We start from the raw sequence: 17,840 nt of genomic DNA, 5'->3' as shown, positions 1-17,840 counted from the left end.
TCGACCCCAAGACGTCAACACAGAAAAACACATCTGCATAGATATAGTTGAGCGTCGCAAACAGCCATAACACTGAGAGCCTGACTCGAATGTCTTCCATGGGGGCCTCCTGTGCTGCCTAAGCGGGCCGTGATGTTCGGCTACCGCAGTGAACCATGCGATTTTCGCAACATGCGGAGCCGAAAGTTGGCCATCATACTATGGATGAGCTCTGCAAAAAGACTCAGCTAACGACCCGCGAAAAGAATGCAACTCAGGCCTGTGGAATGGAGCCGACCCGGAGACTCCTTTTTTGAGCAAGCCAAGGTCGAGTACGCCAAGTTGCAGTAGCGCATCAACTTCGAGTCCTCCTGCCGAGAAGGGATCCCTAACTGTTGTAAACACGGCTACACTCACAACTTTTTGTCGTCCTCTCCGCTGTCCGTTGTTTGAGCGCGTCCGCGCAATCGAAATTGTGGCGAAGGCCAAAAACAACGCCGCGCTGCCTTGTAGCCCATTGGTAGCACCTAGTCCATGAACTTTCCATTAATTGCGCAGAGTTTTGCATCTTTCTGCAGAAACATAACTTAACGTGTCCCTAATCCATTGATTATAAAAATGCAATGCTGTGGATGGTTTGGATCGCCGATTGCCCAAGACAAGAAATAGAACCAAGCCTCACTAGGACCCTATCCCTAGTAAGCTCTCCTGGGAAGTCGGGTTCAAGAAAACCAACCTAGCTGGGCTCCAACATGCTGGAGCCTAGACGTACACGACCGGAGCATCGGAGAGGAAGTTATGAGTGTTTTCGAAAGGCGACGTCGATCGGCTTTGCTGATCGTAATTGGGCTGGCTTTAGTGACAGCGCTGCCTGCTCTTGCTACCACAGTGGGCACGTTCAACATCGCTGGAACCGTAACCTTCACGCAAAATACCATCACCTGGACAAGCGACCTGTCGCCGTTCCCCCCAGACAAAGCCACCGTAGGACCTGGCCCGACGGGAATCTACTCGGCACTGGGAGGCACAACCGTAACAATCGATGACCTGAACCGTGCCACAGAGCCCGTAGGAGTGGCGTTCCCGACGCGGCCCTTTATCAGCTTCGACGCTGCTCCTGCTTTGTCGCCTCTGCTCATCAGCTTTATCTTCCCCGGGATCTACGACCCTGCAGGATGCGCCGCCAGTCCGCCCGCTGTCGGACAGACTTGTACCCCGAGCTTGCCGGGTGCTGCCTCGCCCTTCAGTTTCCTAAACACACCACCACCGAATGCACCAGGCTCCTCCGCGACATGGGTATTTCAGGGAGTTTCGGCAGATGGTACCGAGACTTGGAACGGAGTCTTCACTTCGCAGTTCACGCTTCCCTTCCAGACGGTATTAGCGGCGTTTGCTCCGGGCGGTCCGGGCTCGGTGACCAATACGTATTCCGCGACGATTACGGTATCTTCGACTACAACGCCACCTGTTCCCGAACCCTCCAGCATGCTTCTGCTGGGCAGCGGCTTGCTTGGGGTAGCGGGGATGATTCGCCGCAAGCTGAAACTGTAGAGCGGGTTGTACGTTCTAAAGCAGCCGCCTTCGGGCGGCTGTTTTCATTTCGAGAACGTTAAGTGTTGAAAACAGGCGAAAGCGCTGCCGATCCGGATTATGAGTGTAATGATTCCATAACAATGTCGGCTCCCAGGCCCGAGTAGACTTTGGCGGGGCAAACCAACCAAAGGGCTCGGAGGAAAGGAGCCGAACATGCTGATTATAGGTTGTGACTATCATCCGGGCTTCCAGCAAATTGCCTATGTAGACAGCGAGACAGGGGAGATCGCCGAACGGCGGCTAACCCACCGGGAAGAAGCCGAGCAGTTTTACGGCACGCTTAAAGAGCGAAGTTTGCGTGTGCGGGTGGGCATGGAAGCTAGCGGGCACGCAGGCTGGTTTGAGCGTTTGCTGCGCGAGTTGCAGTTCGAGTTGTGGATCGGGGACGCAGCGGAAGTTCGCAGCAAACGGGTGCGCAAGCAGAAAACCGATCGGCAGGACGCACAGCTGTTGCTGAGACTGATGGTGGAAGACCGCTTCCCGCGGATCTGGGTCGCAGATGCAGAGAATCGTGATCTGCGACAACTGCTGTGGCATCGACACCGACTGGTGCAGATGCGCACCCGGGTGATGAATCAGCTGCATGTGGTAGCGCTTAACGAAGGCCTGCGGCGTAAGAAGGCACTGTGGCGGCCAGCCGGTCGCAACGAACTGGAATCGTTGGTACTGGCTCCCTGGGCCAGCCGACGGCGGCAAGACCTGCTCGACTTGTTCGACCAACTCAGGCCGAAGATCCAGGAGTTGACACAAGCACTGGAAGAGGAAGTGGAGAAGCGTCCGGTGACGCGGCGGCTGATGACCCATCCTGGAGTCGGTCCACTGACGGCACTAGCCTTCGAGTTGGTGATCGGAAATCCGGAACGCTTTCACGGCGGGAAGCAGATCGCCAGCTATGTCGGGCTGGTTCCCTCGGAGGAGTCCAGCGGCGATCGGCGCCGCCTGGGGCATATCAGCAAGCAAGGCAATGCACTGCTTCGCTATCTGCTGGTGGAAGCGGCGCAGGTCACGGTGCGCAGCCAACCGCAGTGGCGCAGCAAGTTTTTCCATCTCGCCATGCGGCGCGGACGGAAGATCGCCAAAGTAGCGATGGCGCGGAAGCTGGCGGTACATCTGTACTGGATGTGGCGCCAGGGCTGCGACTACGGCCAGATGCACAAGCTCGGTTCGCACGCGGGAGAGCCCGGAAATCGCTATGGTGTCGAGTAAATCACCGACGTAATGATTGGGTATCCCGCTCCCCGGAAAGGGGAGTTCGCACAAGTAATCATGATCGAGGTTGTGATCGAAGAGATGGTTGGGTCGGACTGAGTTCCTGACCGCCACGATTATCGGCGAGCCTGAGGTTGGAAAAGCGCAAACCATCCACGAGAGCGAAATGGCGCTCTTCTAAGAGTGCAGGCAGCAGTGTGCTCGAAGAGAACTTGACACCGCCGACATTGTTAGAGATGGCGATTTCACACGACTAGCAGCGGTCTTTACGTTTGCCAGTATGGCTGCCAGTTTCTATCAAGCAGAAGAGGCAATGCGGCAAAAAAGAAGCCGCTCCGAAAGAGCGGCTTTACCTGAGTCTTGTTTTAACTGCTTACTTGCGCAGCTTTTTGCGAATCGCGCCGAACGCTCCGACGAGGCCGCTCCCCAGCAGGGCCAGGCTGGTGGGTTCTGGAACTGGGGCTGCCGGTTCGAATGAGGCGACGGTCGTCACTCCGCCATCAATCACAGAGACATTACCCGGCTTGAAATTCGTGGCATTGGTGCTGATGACCAGCACAAGAGAAGTTTCTCCCGGCTGAATCTTAGAGGAATCTGGTGGGGTGAAACTGAATCCAACCACGTCTCCAACGCTGTTGCGATCACCAGTGAATGGAGTAACGACACCATCAACAAATGGTGATGCTCCTCCAAGGGTTCCGCCATCGCTACGAAAGCCCAACGCAGTCGTAAACCCAAAGAAATTCGTGGCCGTCACACGTGCCAGAGGATCGCAGGGCTGTTGCCCAGGCAAGCCGCAATTGGGAGCAGTCACGTTATTCGTGACCTGGTAATAGAAATCCAGAGTTCCACCCGACTCCTGGTAAACGGCCGAAACTACAGTTCCGGAATCGGTGCCGAGTGAGGAGACAAACGGAGCGGACAGGCTGGCCAGCAGCGTTCCGGGAACATCACCGGTCGCATCTCCTGGAAAGACCGTATCACCAGGGTTTGCCGGTGTCGTTCCGATCAGATTCGCTAGAGCGCTTGGACCCAGCGCCCCTGCCAGCAACATCAACAGGCATACTGCCAATAGCTTTTTCATTTGACCCTCTTAGCCCAAGACTGAGAAACCTCTTCACTCGCAGGAGCACGTTGGGTGCCACTATAAGTCTAGAAATTTCAGTACATCAGCGCTGATGTGTGCAAAGTGCTGCACATGAGAGTGGAGCCGCTTTACCGCCCCTCCAGCCCGTCTAGACACCTGCTCCGGTCGTCACGACCACCCGGCGGCCCACTACCTCGTAATTTCCTGACAGGACGATGTTGATCGCCTCGGTGTAGGAGAGGTGTTCCTGCTCGAGGATGCGTGCTGCCAGAGTGTGTTCGTCGTCGTTTTCGAGAACGGGGACGGCATGCTGCACGATGATGGCGCCGTGATCGAGAAACTCGTCGACAAAATGCACAGTGCACCCCGAGATCTTCACGCCGTGCTCGAAGGCCTGCTTCTGGGCATCGAGTCCGGGAAATGCCGGCAGCAAGGAAGGATGGATGTTCAAGATTCGCTGCGGAAAGGCTCGGATGAACAGCGGCGAGAGCAGACGCATGTAGCCGGCCAGGCAGACCAGGTCAACCTGGGCGTCCTTGAGCGCGGCTACGACCTCGGCATCGTGTTCTTCGCGTTGTTTGCCCTTGGAAGGAATCACCAGGGCATTTAATCCCAATTGACGGGCATGCTCGACTCCCGGCGCCTCGGCGCGGTTGGAGATCACGAGTGCGATGCGGGCGGGAATGCGCCCTTCCTGGCAAGAGCGCGCGATAGCCGCGAAGTTGGAGCCGCGTCCGGAGAGAAGGATGCCCAGATGCTTCATCTGAGCTCATTCTTTCATTGGGTGGGGCACCCGACAAGTGTGGACGTCACGGGGAAGTGAGTTGGTCAGGGGAAGCCCATCTGATCCCACCCTTACGCCCCTGCGGGGCTAGAGGGTGGGGCACCCGACAAGCGCGGGTCGGGAAAATCAACCGGGCGCCTCGCTCAGGATGACAAGAATGGGAGATTGTCGCGCGAGCGCATCTTCCCTACGCGTAAACGACTTTGCGCTCGCCTTTGATGATGCGGCCGATGGTGTAACCCTTCTCACCGGCGCGCTCGAGGATGGTCTGGACCTTTTTGAACTTCTTGGTGGGGACTACCAGGATCATGCCGATCCCCATATTGAAGGTGCGCATCATTTCGCCCTGGGAGAGATTCCCCAGCTTCTGCATATGGGTAAAGACTGGGGGAACCGCCCAGCTTCCCATCTGGATCACCGCCGCCGTGCCCTTGGGGAGCACACGCGGAAGGTTCTCGGTAATGCCCCCGCCGGTAATGTGCGCCATGGCGGATACTGCTTCTGCTTCTACGATCCGCTTGACCACCGGCCAGTAGCTCTTGTGGGTCTTCATGAGTTCGCCGCCCACTTTGCCTTTCAGCTCGTTCACGTAGGTTTCGGTGGAGTAGCGGGCTTCGCCAAACAAAAGCCTGCGGGCAAGGGAATAGCCATTGGTATGCAATCCGTTGGAGGGAAGACCCACCAGCACATCCCCGACCTGAACACTTTTTCCATTAATGATTTTGTCGCGCTCGACTACGCCCACGATGAAGCCGGCCAGATCGTATTCTCGATTGGCGTAGAAGCCGGGCATCTCGGCGGTTTCGCCGCCAATCAGGGCGCAACCGTTGTGCTTGCAGGCGTCGGCAATTCCGCTGACAACTTTCTCGGCGATATCCGGATCGAGTCTGCCGGTGGCGAAATAGTCCATAAAGAAGAGCGGAGCGGCGCCCTGCACGGCAATGTCGTTGACACAGTGATTGACCAGATCGGCGCCGATCGTGTGGTGCAGATTCATCTCGAAGGCGACTTTTAACTTCGTGCCCACGCCATCTACGCTGGAGACCAATACCGGGTCGCGGTACTTCTTTTTGTCTACCGCGAACAGACCGCCAAAGCCGCCAATGTCGCTGAGAACGCTTTTATTAAAGGTGCGGTGAGCAAGGTAGCGAATTCGCTGCTTGGTGCGGTTGGCGCGCTCGATGTCCACGCCGGCATCGGCGTAGGTAATTTCACGATCAGGAGATGCGGCGTCTTGTGGCAAGTTGGGTCGTCGATCCTGGGGAGTGCCGAAAGGCCCCTTATTCTAGCATCCAGCCAAAACTGTACTGATCTGTGGAACTGTCCGGCCCGGCACGAAAATCCAGTATTGGGATCGCCTTAGCGGTGGTCCCCGCCGGAGTTGCGTGGTTTAGGGGCCTACTTCAGGACGTAAGTCGAGAAATGATAGGCGAGCACACCCAGAAGGGCCAGGGCAGCTGCTACATAACCGGTAACAATCCAGACGTTGCGTTCCTTATGAGTGGGGCCGACTGATACTTGATGGGCCCGATTGGGTGCCTCGTTCGCCATTCTCTGCCTCCGATTCCGTCCAGCCTATGCGAACAGAATTCTTAGTAGTAAAGCGCTATGAGCCCTCTTGGGGCGGCTTGACGGTTTGCCGGAGGCGAGAAAATTCTACCTCAATCGAGCGCAGTGTGGGGGGATTTTCCCGGAGGAGGGTCGAAAAAGGCGGGGGTATCGTCATTTCCGCACCGGTTTCCTGAGAACAGCCAGAGGTGCCCCGCATCTTCAAAAAGAAAGGCACAGCCACGGGGACTGTGCCTTTTACGCCAGGAGGAGAGTGCGTTTAATTGCTGTTGCTATCGTTTTACGTCGTGCGCCGTCTCCAGGTGGTTCTCAACGCTGAAAGCTCCGAATACCTGGTTGGCGCGGATGCCGGCGATCTGCTTGTCCATGGGAGAAAGCACAGTTCCATACAGCCCCACATGTCCGTTGTCCACCAGGATACGAATTGGACGCTGCGGGTCCAGGCCGTACTTCGACAGTGCCGGGTCGCCGTAGACGGCGCGCAGGGTACGAAGACGGATGGCGTCATCAAAGTTCGAGACCGGTGCGACCTTTACTTCATTCACCACGTTCTTAACGCCTTTGGTGTTCTCAACCACGGCGAAGGCTGAATCCCGATCCACGGGGGTGCGGACTTCGCCACCCAGGGTGACCATGCCATCCTTCACGCCGACGGTGAGCACATTAAATACATTGCCGTAGCCAACGCGATCGTAACGAAGCTCTTTGGCCAGTTTTTCCTGCAACTCGGTATCTGGCAGGGTGGGCCCAGCAACCACTATCTGGTCTTGAACATTTCGCACATGCGCAGCCTTGCGGGCTTGCTTGAGCGCGTCCAGTTTGGCTTTGTAGTTGTCGACGGTCCCCTGCAGGGTAACTGCCCCGTTGTTGACCGAAGACTGTACGTTCTTGAGTTCCGACTTTGACTGCAACTTGCTGTTAACGCTGGATTGGATATCTGCATCGCTACTGGTGACAGTGGCGAAGGCCATCCCCGCAGATAAGATTCCGGTAAGGAGACCCGCCACCAACTTGCTGAGAGACATAAGTTCACCTCCGAACCAATTAACTAGTTAGTTAAAACACGGGAGGGATGGGAAAGTTGCAGGCGTGCTGGGAAGTTGTTTTCGGCTGTCTACGGCTGAAGCCGTGCGCTTTCACAAGCGATGGATGAGATAGCTTCTAACTGCCGAGATCACTGAATGCCGAATGCTGATTACTAATTACCAGTCTTGTTCCGTAGCCAGAAGAAGCGGAGGCGCCTCGAGCGCCCTGGGGTATAGTGCGCCTAGCGCCACTTCCACAGATATCATCTCGCGGGCAGGCTTATTTCCCGTGGAGGACGTCGGCAATAGTTGAGCTGATCTTTTATCTGAACTTGGTGAGCTGGGGTTGGAAGTATGGCACTGAAAAAGGTTGTGGTCTATTTCGAGGATCAGCGCGATGCTCTCCGTTTCGCGCTGGCCGCAGGTTCGGTTCTGGCTGAAGAAGCGCATTGCACGCCGCGCGAGACTACTCCGCTGACCCAGACGCTGCGTCGCGCTGCCCGCATTCGCAGCGGCGGTACCATCACGCTTGAGGACGAGCCAGAGCTTCCCAGCCAGAACTGGGACGGCAATTAGCAATTAGCAGTTGGGCACGCCAACCGCAGGGTCTTTCCCGTTCGGACGGGACAGGCGAGATCGGCTGTCCTACACAAGCCGGTCGGGGTCCTCAACTTGCGAACGATGCTGACCAACCGGGTAGTGAAAGCCTGCTCATGGCTGGGGGCTGAATCCTGAGTGCTGAATGCCAGGCGGCGGCGGCTGGTTCTGAGCTTTTCAGCTTACCCGATTACCAATCTACTATCGCCCAATGTCCTCATTCCACAAATCCGGGTGCGCCGCGATAAATGAACGCATCAGCTCGATGCATTCAGCGTCGTCGAGCACGGTAAGGCGCACGCCGCGTTGGGCGAACAGGTCCTCGGCGCCCAGGAAGTTTCGGTTCTCGCCAATGATGACCGCGGGAATCCGGTAGAGGAGCGTTGTGCCGGTGCACATGATGCAGGGACTCAGTGTGCTGACCAGTGTGAGCTCGGGCCAGTCGCGACGACGGCCGGCGTTGCGCAGGCAGACCACCTCGGCGTGAGCCGTCGGGTCTCCTGTCTGCACACGCAGATTGTGACCACGAGCGACGATGCCGCCGTGAGCATCGGCGAGCACCGAACCGATCGGCAGCCCACCCTCTTTCAGCCCCAGGCGGGCTTCGGTGACAGCTTCGCGGAGAAGGTGATGAGCGTCCATGCCCTGAGGGATGTTAGAAGAACTTCGGCAATCTGGGAATCTGACAGACTGCATCCCTCGCCGGGCTGCGCTCTGCCTCGCAATGGCTGGACCAACACCAGGTCCTTCGACTCGGACCAGGGTTTGTGCAGGGATGAGGTTTCTTCTTGCGATTGGGAAGAGAATCAGATCCCTCGCCGACCTCGTCGGCTCGCGATGACAAAGAGAAATTATTCTGCCGAGTGCTGATTGCTGCTACATCAGAAATTCTGTGGTGCGCTGCGCAATAGGATGCTGCAGCTCGACCAGTTCGTTCTTCACCATGTTCAGGCCGAAGACGCACTGCTCGAAATTCTCCGAGAGCCGGCGGAATAGCGGGGCCACCTTGGCATATTCGAAGCAGTCGAACTTGGAGACGATGTAATAGCTTTCCTTGCCGGCTTTCATGAGGTCGATGAAGCCTTCCAGCCGCTGCCGGCGGAGGCGCCAGTGGTTGATGCTCTCGGGAAACATTCCGGCGAAGAACAGGGTGTAGTCGCCAATGTGCTTGCGAACCTGGCGTTCGCGATCGAAGGAAGGCGCGGGCCCGTAGATGGGATCGGACTCCAGCAGCATCTCGCCCACATCATCCAGAGGGCGGTTGTAAGTGTTGCGGATTTTGTGGAGCTGCTCGAGCTCGCAAAACTCGGCCAGGATGTTGGCGACGTAATCTTTGATTTCCTGGTCACGAAGCTCAAGCTGACTGGAATAGTGGCGATCAACTAAATCGAGGAAAAACTCGCGTAAGGGGTGCCCATCGGGAATCATTTGCCTAGCCCTGAATTCGTCTCCTGCGGATTGGATGCGCGTTTCTTAATACAGTTTGATGTGGCCACACAAGTCACTTTCGTCGTTCACGAAGGTAATGTTTTCGATAGTTATGATCGGCAAAGACGATAGCGGACATGAGCACGGTTTTGCCCTTGCAAACGCTGCTGGGTGGCAGCACTGCCGAGTTGGGAGTGCCAGGAAAGGACCGCAGGCGCCACTTTAGAGTAGGGGTCCTGGGTGGGTTTGCGGGGTTCAAAACGCGAGATCCTTCGACTTCGCGGGCGCCACCTGCAAAGAACGCAGGCGATAAGAACAGGCGCCCGCTCCGCTCAGGATGACAAAGCAGGGTTACATCGCATCGCTGAATGCAGGATTGCATTTTGGCGTACTTCGGGTAATCATGCCGCGCCGCGAACCCGGCTTCGCGAATTTCCCGAAGATGAGTCGTTGATTTCTCTCCGCCAATTCGTGATGCTTGCGATATTCGCTGCGGCTGTCATGGTTCCGGCCCGGTGTTCCCAAGTTCCTGAAGTGCAAACCATCATCGCGCTGCAAGAAGACGGAACTGCGATCGTGCGCGATAAGCTCAGCGATTTGCCGCCACGCGCTACGCTCGACTGGCGCATCCCCACCAGTACATGGCATCCGGTTGGATTTAAGTTGCCCCGTTTGGTGGATGTGTTGTCGATCACCGACGGCTGGGATCACAAGCTCGATTATTCCGAACGTCACTGGCGAGACGAGCTGGAGCTGCGAATCTCGAGCCGAGGCGCTGACAGGGTTGTGATTTCTTATGCCGTCCGCAATGCGGTTCAGTTCCTGCGTGATCGGGATGAATTTTTCTGGACCGCGGCAGAGGGCTGGCGCGGAGGCCTGGAGAAACCGTCGCTCTTCCTGGTGCTGCCGAACACTGCAATCGGAGAGTTCCGTGCCCAGGGATTGCTCCGCGGGCCAGGATCAACTCAACTGGTGGCGACTGCTGCCGATGGTCCGAGAATCCAACTGGAGGCGGGGCGAGCGCTGAGTTCCCGGGAGCGCCTGGGGGTAGACGTCGTCTTCCCCAAGGGCATGATGGAGGGACCCTCGCTCGTATTGCGCCTGTTCTGGTTTATACGCGCCAATCCGATTGTCCTGTTTCCGGTGGTGGTTGCCCTGGTAATGCTGGTGCTGCGCCGGATCAAGCCCGCAGTCCCCATGGCTGCGCTGGCGGTGACGCCGCGCTATGCTCCGCCCGACGGCCTTACGCCCGCCGAAGCCGGCACGCTGATCGACGACACAGTGGATGCACGCGACATCACCGCCACCATCGTCGACCTGGGGGTTCGCGGATACATCCGCATTGAGGCGGGGAAGCCGGACGAAGAAGTTGTTTTCCACGGCAAGGACTATATTCTGCGGTCGCTGAAGCCGATTTCAGAATGGCAATCATTAGCTCCGCACGAAAAAAGCACGCTGTTCCACATCTTCTATGGCGGGCAGTGGACGAAGCTATCGAGCCTGCACCTGCGCTTCTACGAGGCGGTGCCGGCGATCCGGGCGCAAATTTTTAACCAGCTGCGCGAGAAGGGCATGTACCGGATCGATCCGAAGCGGGCGCAGCTCTATCGCCTGGGCGGCGTAGCCGCTGTTTTTATACTGCTGTGGATCGCGCAATGGTTCGGTTTGATCGCCTTGGCGGATTCCTGGGCTTGGTCAGCGCTAGTGATCATCATCTCGCTGGCGATCGCCTATTTGCTCGGGGTGAAAGTGAGTCCAAAAACATGGAAGGGCATGAAAACCTTCACCGAGCTGCGCGGCTTCCAGGAATTCATGAATACCGTGGAGAAGGACCGGCTGGAGCGCCTGCCGCATGATGTGCTGGAGAAATATCTGCCCTATGCCATGGCCCTGGGCGTGGAACATCACTGGGCGGGAGCCTTCGCGGGAATGGCGGAGCGGGCTCCGGAATGGTTCGATGCCATGACGGGAGATGCGTTCGAGCCGGCTCATCTGTCGCACAACCTGAGCTGGTTCGGGAGGATTGCCTGGGATGTTCTGAGGGCCGTGCCACGGGGAGTGCAGATGCCCAGGATGAAATTGCGATGAGCAGTCAGCATTCAGCCCTCAGCAATCAGCAGTCAGTATGCAATTGGCCACCTAGCGATTAGCAATTCGCAACCAGCATTTTTCGGTTTTCAGTTTTTGAGAGATTTTGGAAAAACTGCAGATCCCTCGTCGGGCCGCGCCCTCCTCGTGATGACAAAGAGAAGCTCTGTTGCTAAGTGCTGAATGCTGACGGCTGATTGCTAATTTCTGAACGCTGCTTTTTACTAACTGAACCCCTTGACATTGTTACCTGCCCAGTCATAATGCCCGCTGAGCTGTCTCCAGTTGCAATTCAGCTTCTCGGAAGGATCCGCAGCAACCGAAGGTCGGGGTCAATATGAGCGTGCTCCATCTTTGCGGTGAAACACCGGCAACCGTGTCGCCGGAAGCCAGTGTAGCGGACGCAATTCGCACCATGCTCGAGCGGCGTGTGGGTGCGGTAGCGGTGGTAAATCCTGACAAGACTGTGGCGGGAATCTTCACCGAACGCGATGTGCTGCGAAAATTGGCGCTGGGCGGGATCAATCCCGAGAGCAGCGCAGTTGTCGGCTACATGACGCGGGATGTGGTTACCGCGACTCCGGAGACCACACCGGGAGAAGCGCTGGCCACCATGGTGACGCATCACTTCCGTCATCTGCCGGTGGTTGATGCCAGGGGCAAACTGGTTGGAATACTTTCCATTCGCAACCTTTTGGAGTCGCGCATCGACGACCTGAGTCAGCAACTCGACTCACTGGAGACCTACCTGACTGCCGATGGCCCCGGCGGCTGACCGCTTGCAGCCTGTATAATCAGAATCTGTACTCATGACGAGAAAGTCTGCTGGGCGCGCGCCTGAAGGTGTGCGAGCGCCATCCCATTCCGCCAATATTCGATCTACTACGGTGCTTTCCGTTAGAAAGGACGGCAAAGTAGTGATGGCGGGCGACGGGCAGGTCACGCTGGGCGAGAGCGTGATCAAGCATTCCGCCCGCAAGATCCGGCGCATGTACAACGATAAGATTCTGGCGGGTTTCGCCGGCTCGACCGCCGACGCCTTTTCCCTCTTCAGCCGCTTTGAGGCCAAGCTGGATCAGTTCCACGGCAATCTGGGCCGGGCGGCGGTGGAACTGTCAAAGGACTGGCGCACCGATAAAGCGCTGCGTCACCTGGAAGCCCTGCTGCTGGTTTGCGATCAGAGTCAGACTTTTCTGCTGAGCGGGCAGGGCGACGTGATCGAGCCTGACACCGGAATCGCCGCGATCGGAAGTGGTGGCCCATACGCACTGGCCGCGGCGGAGGCCCTGGCCACGCACACCAGCCTGCCGGCGCGCACCATTGCGGAAGAGGCGATGAAGATTGCCGGCAAGATGTGCATCTACACGAATGAGCACTTCACGGTGGAGGAGCTGTAGCGAGATTGGGGTAAAACCGCAGATCCCTCGCGGCCTGACGGCCGCTCGTGATGACAACAGAAGGGACCCTCTCGGCAGGTCATTGAACCGATCATGGCTGGATATTCGGGAACGCCGTTGCTAAAGAAAATCGGGATCAAGGAACGGCAGAAGATCGTGGCTTCCCGCGCCCCGGAATCGTTCTTTCGTGAACTGGGGAAACTGCCCGATGGAACCGAAGTGCTGGCGCGAGCCAAGCCGCCGGTGGATGTGGCCGTGGCATTCGTGAAGTCCAGGGCTGATCTGAATCAGCAGTTCTCCAGGCTTGCTCCAGTTTTGGGGGCTGATGGGATGCTTTGGGTGGCCTGGCCGAAGAAGAGCTCGGGCGTTTCGACCGACCTGAATGAGAATGTAATCCGTGATATCGGGCTCCCGTTGGGGCTGGTGGACATCAAAGTGTGCGCGATCGACGAAATCTGGTCGGGATTGAAGTTCGTGATCAGGAAAGAGAAGCGGAGGAAGCGGGAGGCTGGCGGGGTGATGGGGTAGGTCGAAAAAGCAGGTCCCTCGACTGCGAAGATACGCTCGCGTGCGCGATCGATCTTCTCCGCTCGGGATGACAATTATGCTTGTGGCTGGAGCGAAGATCTGAGGAGTAGTGATGGCGATTTATTTACCTGGAACCGCGGAAGAAGAACAGCTTGCGCTGGATGAACTGACGCCGCGAGAGATTGTGTCCGAATTGGACAAGCATGTGGTGGGGCAGCACGCGGCGAAGCGCGCCGTTTCGATTGCCCTGCGCAACCGCATGCGGCGGCAGAAGCTTCCGCCCGATCTGGCGGAAGAAATCATGCCCAAGAACATCATCATGATTGGCCCGACGGGCGTGGGCAAAACTGAGATTGCACGCCGCCTGGCCAAGCTGGCCAATTCTCCCTTTCTGAAAGTGGAGGCCTCCAAGTTCACCGAGGTGGGGTACGTGGGCCGAGACGTGGAGTCGATGATTCGCGACCTGGTCGAGATTGCCATTGACATGGTTCGCGAGGAGAAGCTGGAAGACGTCTCCGACAAGGCCGAACTCAACGCTGAAGAGCGATTGCTGGATCTGCTGCTGCCTGCGGGAGTTGGCTTCACCAGCCGCGGCTCCGATGGCGGGGAATTGCTGCTGCCGGGCGAGTCGGCCTCGCGCACGCGCGAGAAGCTGCGCCAGCAGTTGCGCGAAGGCAAGCTCGACGACCGGCTCGTGGAACTCGAGGTCCGCGAGAAATCATTTCCCGCTTTCGAAATCATCTCCAACCAGGGTGTAGAGGAGATGGACGTCAACATCAAGGACATGCTGCCCAATATCTTCGGCCAGCGCACTAAGAAGCGGAAGATGAAGGTCAGCGAGGCCTTCGATTACCTGGTGCAGGAAGAGGAACAGCGCCTGATCGACATGGACCAGGTCACCCGCATCGCGGTGGAGCGAGTGGAGAACTCCGGCATCATCTTCCTGGATGAAATCGACAAGATCGCGGGACGCGAGAGCGGACACGGCCCGGATGTTTCCCGCGAAGGCGTGCAACGCGACATCCTGCCAATCGTCGAGGGCACCACGGTAAACACCCGCTACGGGATGGTTCGCACCGACCATATTCTCTTCATTGCGGCGGGCGCGTTTCACGTCTCCAAGCCCAGCGATCTGATCCCCGAGCTGCAGGGGCGCTTTCCCATTCGGGTGGAGCTGCAGTCACTGACCATCGACGACTTCATCAAGATTCTTACGGAGCCCAAGTCTTCGCTGGTGAAACAGTACACGGCGCTGCTCGAGACGGAGGGCGTGCGACTGGAATTCACCACCGAAGCGCTGGAGGAGATCGCGCGTTTTGCCTTCCGGGTGAACGAAGGCACTGAGAACATCGGTGCGCGCCGCCTGCACACGATCATGGAGCGCGTGCTCGATGAGATCAGCTTCGATGCGCCCGAGATGAAGGATAAGCAGATCACGGTGGATGCTGCGTATGTGAACCGGATGCTCGCCGACATCGTCAAGGATCAGGATCTGTCGCGATACATTTTGTAGCAGCCAGCGTTCAGCAAAATGCAAACTGCAGATCCCTCGTCGGACTGTGTCCTCCTCGTGATGACAAAGCAACAGCAGGTCCTTCGATTCGGGCCTCGTCTTGTTTACTCGGCCCTCGCTCAGGATGACAATGCGAAATTTCCAAGAGCAATGAGGACTCTGGCATTTCCGTGTACTGCATCCCTTCTGCTAGTCTGATTCACTGTTGCGAACCTGCCGCCATCCGCTGGGGATCGTAGCCGCACTGGGCTTCGTCCTTTTACTTGCCGCCTGCGGCACTCCAGGGGCACCGCAACCGCCTTCGCTGGCGGTGCCCCGCCCGGTGAGCGATCTCACGGCTACGCGCAAAGGCAATGTTGTGACTCTTTCCTGGACTCCGGCGCGCCAGACCACCGACCGCGAGAACATAAAGACGCCCGGCCCAACGGTGATTTGCCTGGGCGTGAATGAATTCCCCATGATCACTTGTCCGCAACAGGTGAGCAGCACGTCCACACAACTGGCGCGCTGGAAGAAGTCGGAACCGGTGCCCAAGGCGTACTACAACGACGCTTTGCGGGAAGAACTGCTTGAGAAATACCCGACCGGGTTTGCGATCTATGCTCTGCGCGACCAGAACTCGCATGGCCGGGATGCCGGGCTCTCGAACCAGGTTCGGGTCTCGCTGGCGCCGGCGCTGCCCGCACCGGGAGATCTGAAGGCCAAGGTTACAGGGGACGGCGTGCTGCTGGAATGGAGCGCGGTGAAAGACGCGCCCCAAATCTCCGGCATCCAGTACATCTACCGGGTTTTTCGGCGCATGGAGTCCGGTGACCGAAATAAGCCACAGCCGGAAGTGATTGTGGGGGAAGTGCCGCTGAATGCTGAGTCAGGCCCTACCTATTTAGATCACAGTGCCGAATGGGAGCAGAGGTATGAATACCGCGTGGCTGTGGTGACGATCGTCTCGCGCCCGGGCGAGCCGACCGTGGAGGTGCAGGGGAACGAGTCGGCCACAGTGCAGGCCATCGTGCACGACATTTTTCCGCCTGCCGTACCGGGCGAGTTGCAGGCGGTGTTTTCCGGCGTCGGGCAGCAGCCATTCATCGATCTGACGTGGGCCCCGGACCTGGAGGGCGATCTGGCCGGTTATAACGTTTATCGGCATGAAGCTGGAGGTGCGCCGGCGAAGATCAACACCGAACTGGTGAAAGCTCCGGCATACCGGGACCGGGAAGTGCAGCCGGGTCATACCTACTTCTATTCGGTGAGCGCGGTAGATGTGCGGGGGAATGAGAGCGGGAAATCGGAAGAGGCGAGCGAAACCGTGCCGCAGACGTGAGGGTAGCAGTCAGAAGCTAACTCGTAGCATAGCGATCATGCCAGCTTTGAGGCTTTAACTGATTCCTGTTGTTCCGACCCGTGTTCATCCGTGAAATCCGTCGCCGGTTTTGCCACGTACCTTCCTTCCTCCGTTGCCTCTACGTAAGCCCAGGGTATCTTCGGATCATGGGTGAAGATCACCAGCCACTGCTCCGGCACAGCGAATTCGTAGAAGCGCTTCTTGCTCTCGATGGTCTGGAGCGGAAACAGATCGAAGGCCATGCCCCAGGTAAGGTCGAGGTGCGCGGTAGTGGGGATCAGATCGGAGATGTAGCACGCCTTCTTTCCCCGGCTTTGGATCGTGACTGCCTGCATGTTCTGAGTGTGGCCGGGGTAAATATGCACGGAAATTCCAGGCGCGATCTCGGCATCGCCGTGCAGCAGGAGCATCTGGCGGTTCTCGACCAGGGGATTGTAGTTGTCGGCGATATAGCTGATGCGATCGCGTTCGCTGGCGTTCTGAGCGTAGCGCCACTCACCTTCCTGCACGTAGTACTTCGCCTTGGGGAAGGTGGCGACTGCCCGGTTATCGCGGTAAACCGTGTTCCAGCCACAGTGGTCGAAATGCAGGTGGGTGTTGATCACGATGTCGATTTCGTCGGGCGCAACCCCGGCCTGCCCCAGGCTGTGGAGCAGCTTCTCTTCGGTGGCGTAGATCTTCTTCATGCGCTCGGAGAGCTTGTTGCCGGCTCCGGTCTCGATCAGGATGGTCTGCTTGCCATCGCGCACGAGAACGGAGTTCATACCGGCAGAGACGCGGTTCATATCGTCGGCGGAGACTCTTTTTTGCCACAGAATTTTCGGCACCACGCCGAAGAAGGCGCCGCCGTCGAGATAGTAGGTACCGTCGGAGAGGATGGTGAGTTCGAAATCGCCCAGCGTGAGCCGATACATTGTGCCTCCGAAGCTTACGGGAAGCTTTTCATTGGATTCTAGCTGAGCGGTGGGGTGAAGGTCGGCGCGAGGAGGAAAAGCAGGTTGCTGCAGATCCCCGGTTCGGATGTAAACTATTGATATTAAAATATATTTCAAAGCTTGACAATAAGTAGCGCAACTTTTATGCTGTTATTGTCATCAAGTGAATAGCCTCCCAGAGAAGCTGGAGGCGATCCCTAAACCCAATTACTTAGATTATTTTTGTGAGGAGGTTAGAACGTATGTCGTCGATGATTACCCGCTGGGATCCATTTCGCGAATTGAGCAGCCTGCAGGAACGTGTGAATCGTCTGTTTCAGGAAACCGGTGGCCGGCAGGAGTCTTTGACCACCGGCAGCTTTGTCCCCGCCGTGGACATTTACGAGGATGACCACAACATCAAGCTGAAGATGGAAGTTCCGGGTATCGATCAGAAGGATCTGGATATCCAGGTTGAGAACAACACTCTGACAGTGAAGGGCCAGCGTAAATTCGAGAAGGAAGAGAAGGAAGAGAACTTCCATCGCATTGAACGCCACTACGGAAGCTTCTACCGCAGCTTTGCGCTGCCCAACGCGGTGGACACGGATAAGGTCAGCGCGGACTATCAGAATGGCGTGCTGAATATTGTTCTGCCCAAGCGCGCCGAGGCGACGCCGAAGCAGGTGAAGGTGAACGTGACTGCTCACAAGGAAGTCGAGAGCAAGAGCCCGGGCAAGGCAGCCTAAGCTGAGTCCAATCGGAAGTGAGGGGGAGGCGGCGCAGG

The 17,840-nt window shown here is 57.5% G+C and carries 18 protein-coding genes; 10 read left to right on the top strand and 8 right to left on the bottom strand.

The window, feature by feature from the left end; genetic code table 11:
• The first annotated feature begins 777 nt into the window (after positions 1-777).
• On the top strand, positions 778-1,530 hold the full coding sequence (locus VEG30_01700; protein ID HXZ78612.1) for a PEP-CTERM sorting domain-containing protein: 753 nt from the start codon (positions 778-780) through the stop codon (positions 1,528-1,530).
• 195 nt (positions 1,531-1,725) lie between these two features.
• Positions 1,726-2,778, top strand: coding sequence for an IS110 family transposase (locus VEG30_01695; protein ID HXZ78611.1), 1,053 nt, complete (start codon positions 1,726-1,728; stop codon positions 2,776-2,778).
• A 376-nt stretch (positions 2,779-3,154) separates the two neighbouring features.
• Here VEG30_01695 and VEG30_01690 read toward each other — a convergent pair whose 3' ends face one another.
• From VEG30_01690 to VEG30_01670, 5 genes are all read right to left on the bottom strand, one after another.
• Complete coding sequence (locus VEG30_01690; protein HXZ78610.1) at positions 3,155-3,865, bottom strand: PEP-CTERM sorting domain-containing protein; 711 nt, start codon at positions 3,863-3,865, stop codon at positions 3,155-3,157.
• A 151-nt stretch (positions 3,866-4,016) separates the two neighbouring features.
• Positions 4,017-4,631 (bottom strand): phosphoribosylglycinamide formyltransferase, encoded by a 615-nt coding sequence (gene purN / locus VEG30_01685; GenBank protein ID HXZ78609.1) that lies wholly within the window; start codon positions 4,629-4,631, stop codon positions 4,017-4,019.
• Between the two features lie 208 nt (positions 4,632-4,839).
• Positions 4,840-5,895, bottom strand: a complete 1,056-nt coding sequence (gene purM / locus VEG30_01680) for a phosphoribosylformylglycinamidine cyclo-ligase (protein HXZ78608.1) — start codon at positions 5,893-5,895, stop codon at positions 4,840-4,842.
• Between the two features lie 155 nt (positions 5,896-6,050).
• Entirely contained in the window at positions 6,051-6,203 is a 153-nt protein-coding gene (locus VEG30_01675; protein ID HXZ78607.1) for a hypothetical protein, read from the bottom strand.
• Positions 6,204-6,493: 290 nt separating this feature from the next.
• Positions 6,494-7,246 carry a BON domain-containing protein gene (locus VEG30_01670; protein HXZ78606.1) on the bottom strand — a complete coding sequence of 251 codons (753 nt, stop codon included), beginning with the start codon at positions 7,244-7,246 and terminating at the stop codon, positions 6,494-6,496.
• Between the two features lie 354 nt (positions 7,247-7,600).
• Between VEG30_01670 and VEG30_01665 the strand changes: the two genes are divergently transcribed.
• Positions 7,601-7,822 (top strand): hypothetical protein, encoded by a 222-nt coding sequence (locus VEG30_01665; GenBank protein HXZ78605.1) that lies wholly within the window; start codon positions 7,601-7,603, stop codon positions 7,820-7,822.
• 222 nt (positions 7,823-8,044) lie between these two features.
• Here the strand turns inward: VEG30_01665 and VEG30_01660 are convergent, their stop codons facing one another.
• Entirely contained in the window at positions 8,045-8,485 is a 441-nt protein-coding gene (locus VEG30_01660) for a nucleoside deaminase (protein HXZ78604.1), read from the bottom strand.
• 234 nt (positions 8,486-8,719) lie between these two features.
• A complete protein-coding gene (locus tag VEG30_01655; GenBank protein HXZ78603.1) occupies positions 8,720-9,271 on the bottom strand; it encodes a hypothetical protein in 552 nt (183 codons plus the stop codon).
• A 534-nt stretch (positions 9,272-9,805) separates the two neighbouring features.
• Here VEG30_01655 and VEG30_01650 point away from each other — a divergent pair.
• The 6 genes from VEG30_01650 to VEG30_01625 all read left to right on the top strand — a co-directional run bounded on the left by VEG30_01650 (position 9,806) and on the right by VEG30_01625 (position 16,118).
• Positions 9,806-11,359: a DUF2207 domain-containing protein gene (locus VEG30_01650; GenBank protein ID HXZ78602.1), complete on the top strand. Its 1,554-nt coding sequence runs from the start codon at positions 9,806-9,808 to the stop codon at positions 11,357-11,359.
• 337 nt (positions 11,360-11,696) lie between these two features.
• Positions 11,697-12,134, top strand: a complete 438-nt coding sequence (locus tag VEG30_01645; GenBank protein ID HXZ78601.1) for a CBS domain-containing protein — start codon at positions 11,697-11,699, stop codon at positions 12,132-12,134.
• 34 nt (positions 12,135-12,168) lie between these two features.
• Positions 12,169-12,756: an ATP-dependent protease subunit HslV gene (hslV, locus tag VEG30_01640; GenBank protein ID HXZ78600.1), complete on the top strand. Its 588-nt coding sequence runs from the start codon at positions 12,169-12,171 to the stop codon at positions 12,754-12,756.
• A gap of 93 nt (positions 12,757-12,849) precedes the next feature.
• Positions 12,850-13,284, top strand: a complete 435-nt coding sequence (locus VEG30_01635) for a DUF3052 domain-containing protein (GenBank protein ID HXZ78599.1) — start codon at positions 12,850-12,852, stop codon at positions 13,282-13,284.
• A gap of 112 nt (positions 13,285-13,396) precedes the next feature.
• Complete coding sequence (hslU, locus tag VEG30_01630) at positions 13,397-14,797, top strand: ATP-dependent protease ATPase subunit HslU (GenBank protein ID HXZ78598.1); 1,401 nt, start codon at positions 13,397-13,399, stop codon at positions 14,795-14,797.
• Between the two features lie 205 nt (positions 14,798-15,002).
• Positions 15,003-16,118 carry a fibronectin type III domain-containing protein gene (locus tag VEG30_01625; protein ID HXZ78597.1) on the top strand — a complete coding sequence of 372 codons (1,116 nt, stop codon included), beginning with the start codon at positions 15,003-15,005 and terminating at the stop codon, positions 16,116-16,118.
• 35 nt (positions 16,119-16,153) lie between these two features.
• Here the strand turns inward: VEG30_01625 and VEG30_01620 are convergent, their stop codons facing one another.
• Positions 16,154-17,053 (bottom strand): MBL fold metallo-hydrolase, encoded by a 900-nt coding sequence (locus VEG30_01620; protein ID HXZ78596.1) that lies wholly within the window; start codon positions 17,051-17,053, stop codon positions 16,154-16,156.
• 263 nt (positions 17,054-17,316) lie between these two features.
• Here VEG30_01620 and VEG30_01615 point away from each other — a divergent pair, with 263 nt between their 5' ends.
• A complete protein-coding gene (locus VEG30_01615) occupies positions 17,317-17,802 on the top strand; it encodes an Hsp20/alpha crystallin family protein (GenBank protein ID HXZ78595.1) in 486 nt (161 codons plus the stop codon).
• The last annotated feature ends 38 nt before the right edge of the window (positions 17,803-17,840 follow it).

Source organism: Terriglobales bacterium, from assembly GCA_035624455.1.
GTDB lineage: Bacteria > Acidobacteriota > Terriglobia > Terriglobales > Acidobacteriaceae > DASPRM01.
The sequence above is the reverse complement of the archived record's forward strand: the minus strand, read 5'-3'. Positions and strand labels throughout refer to the sequence as shown.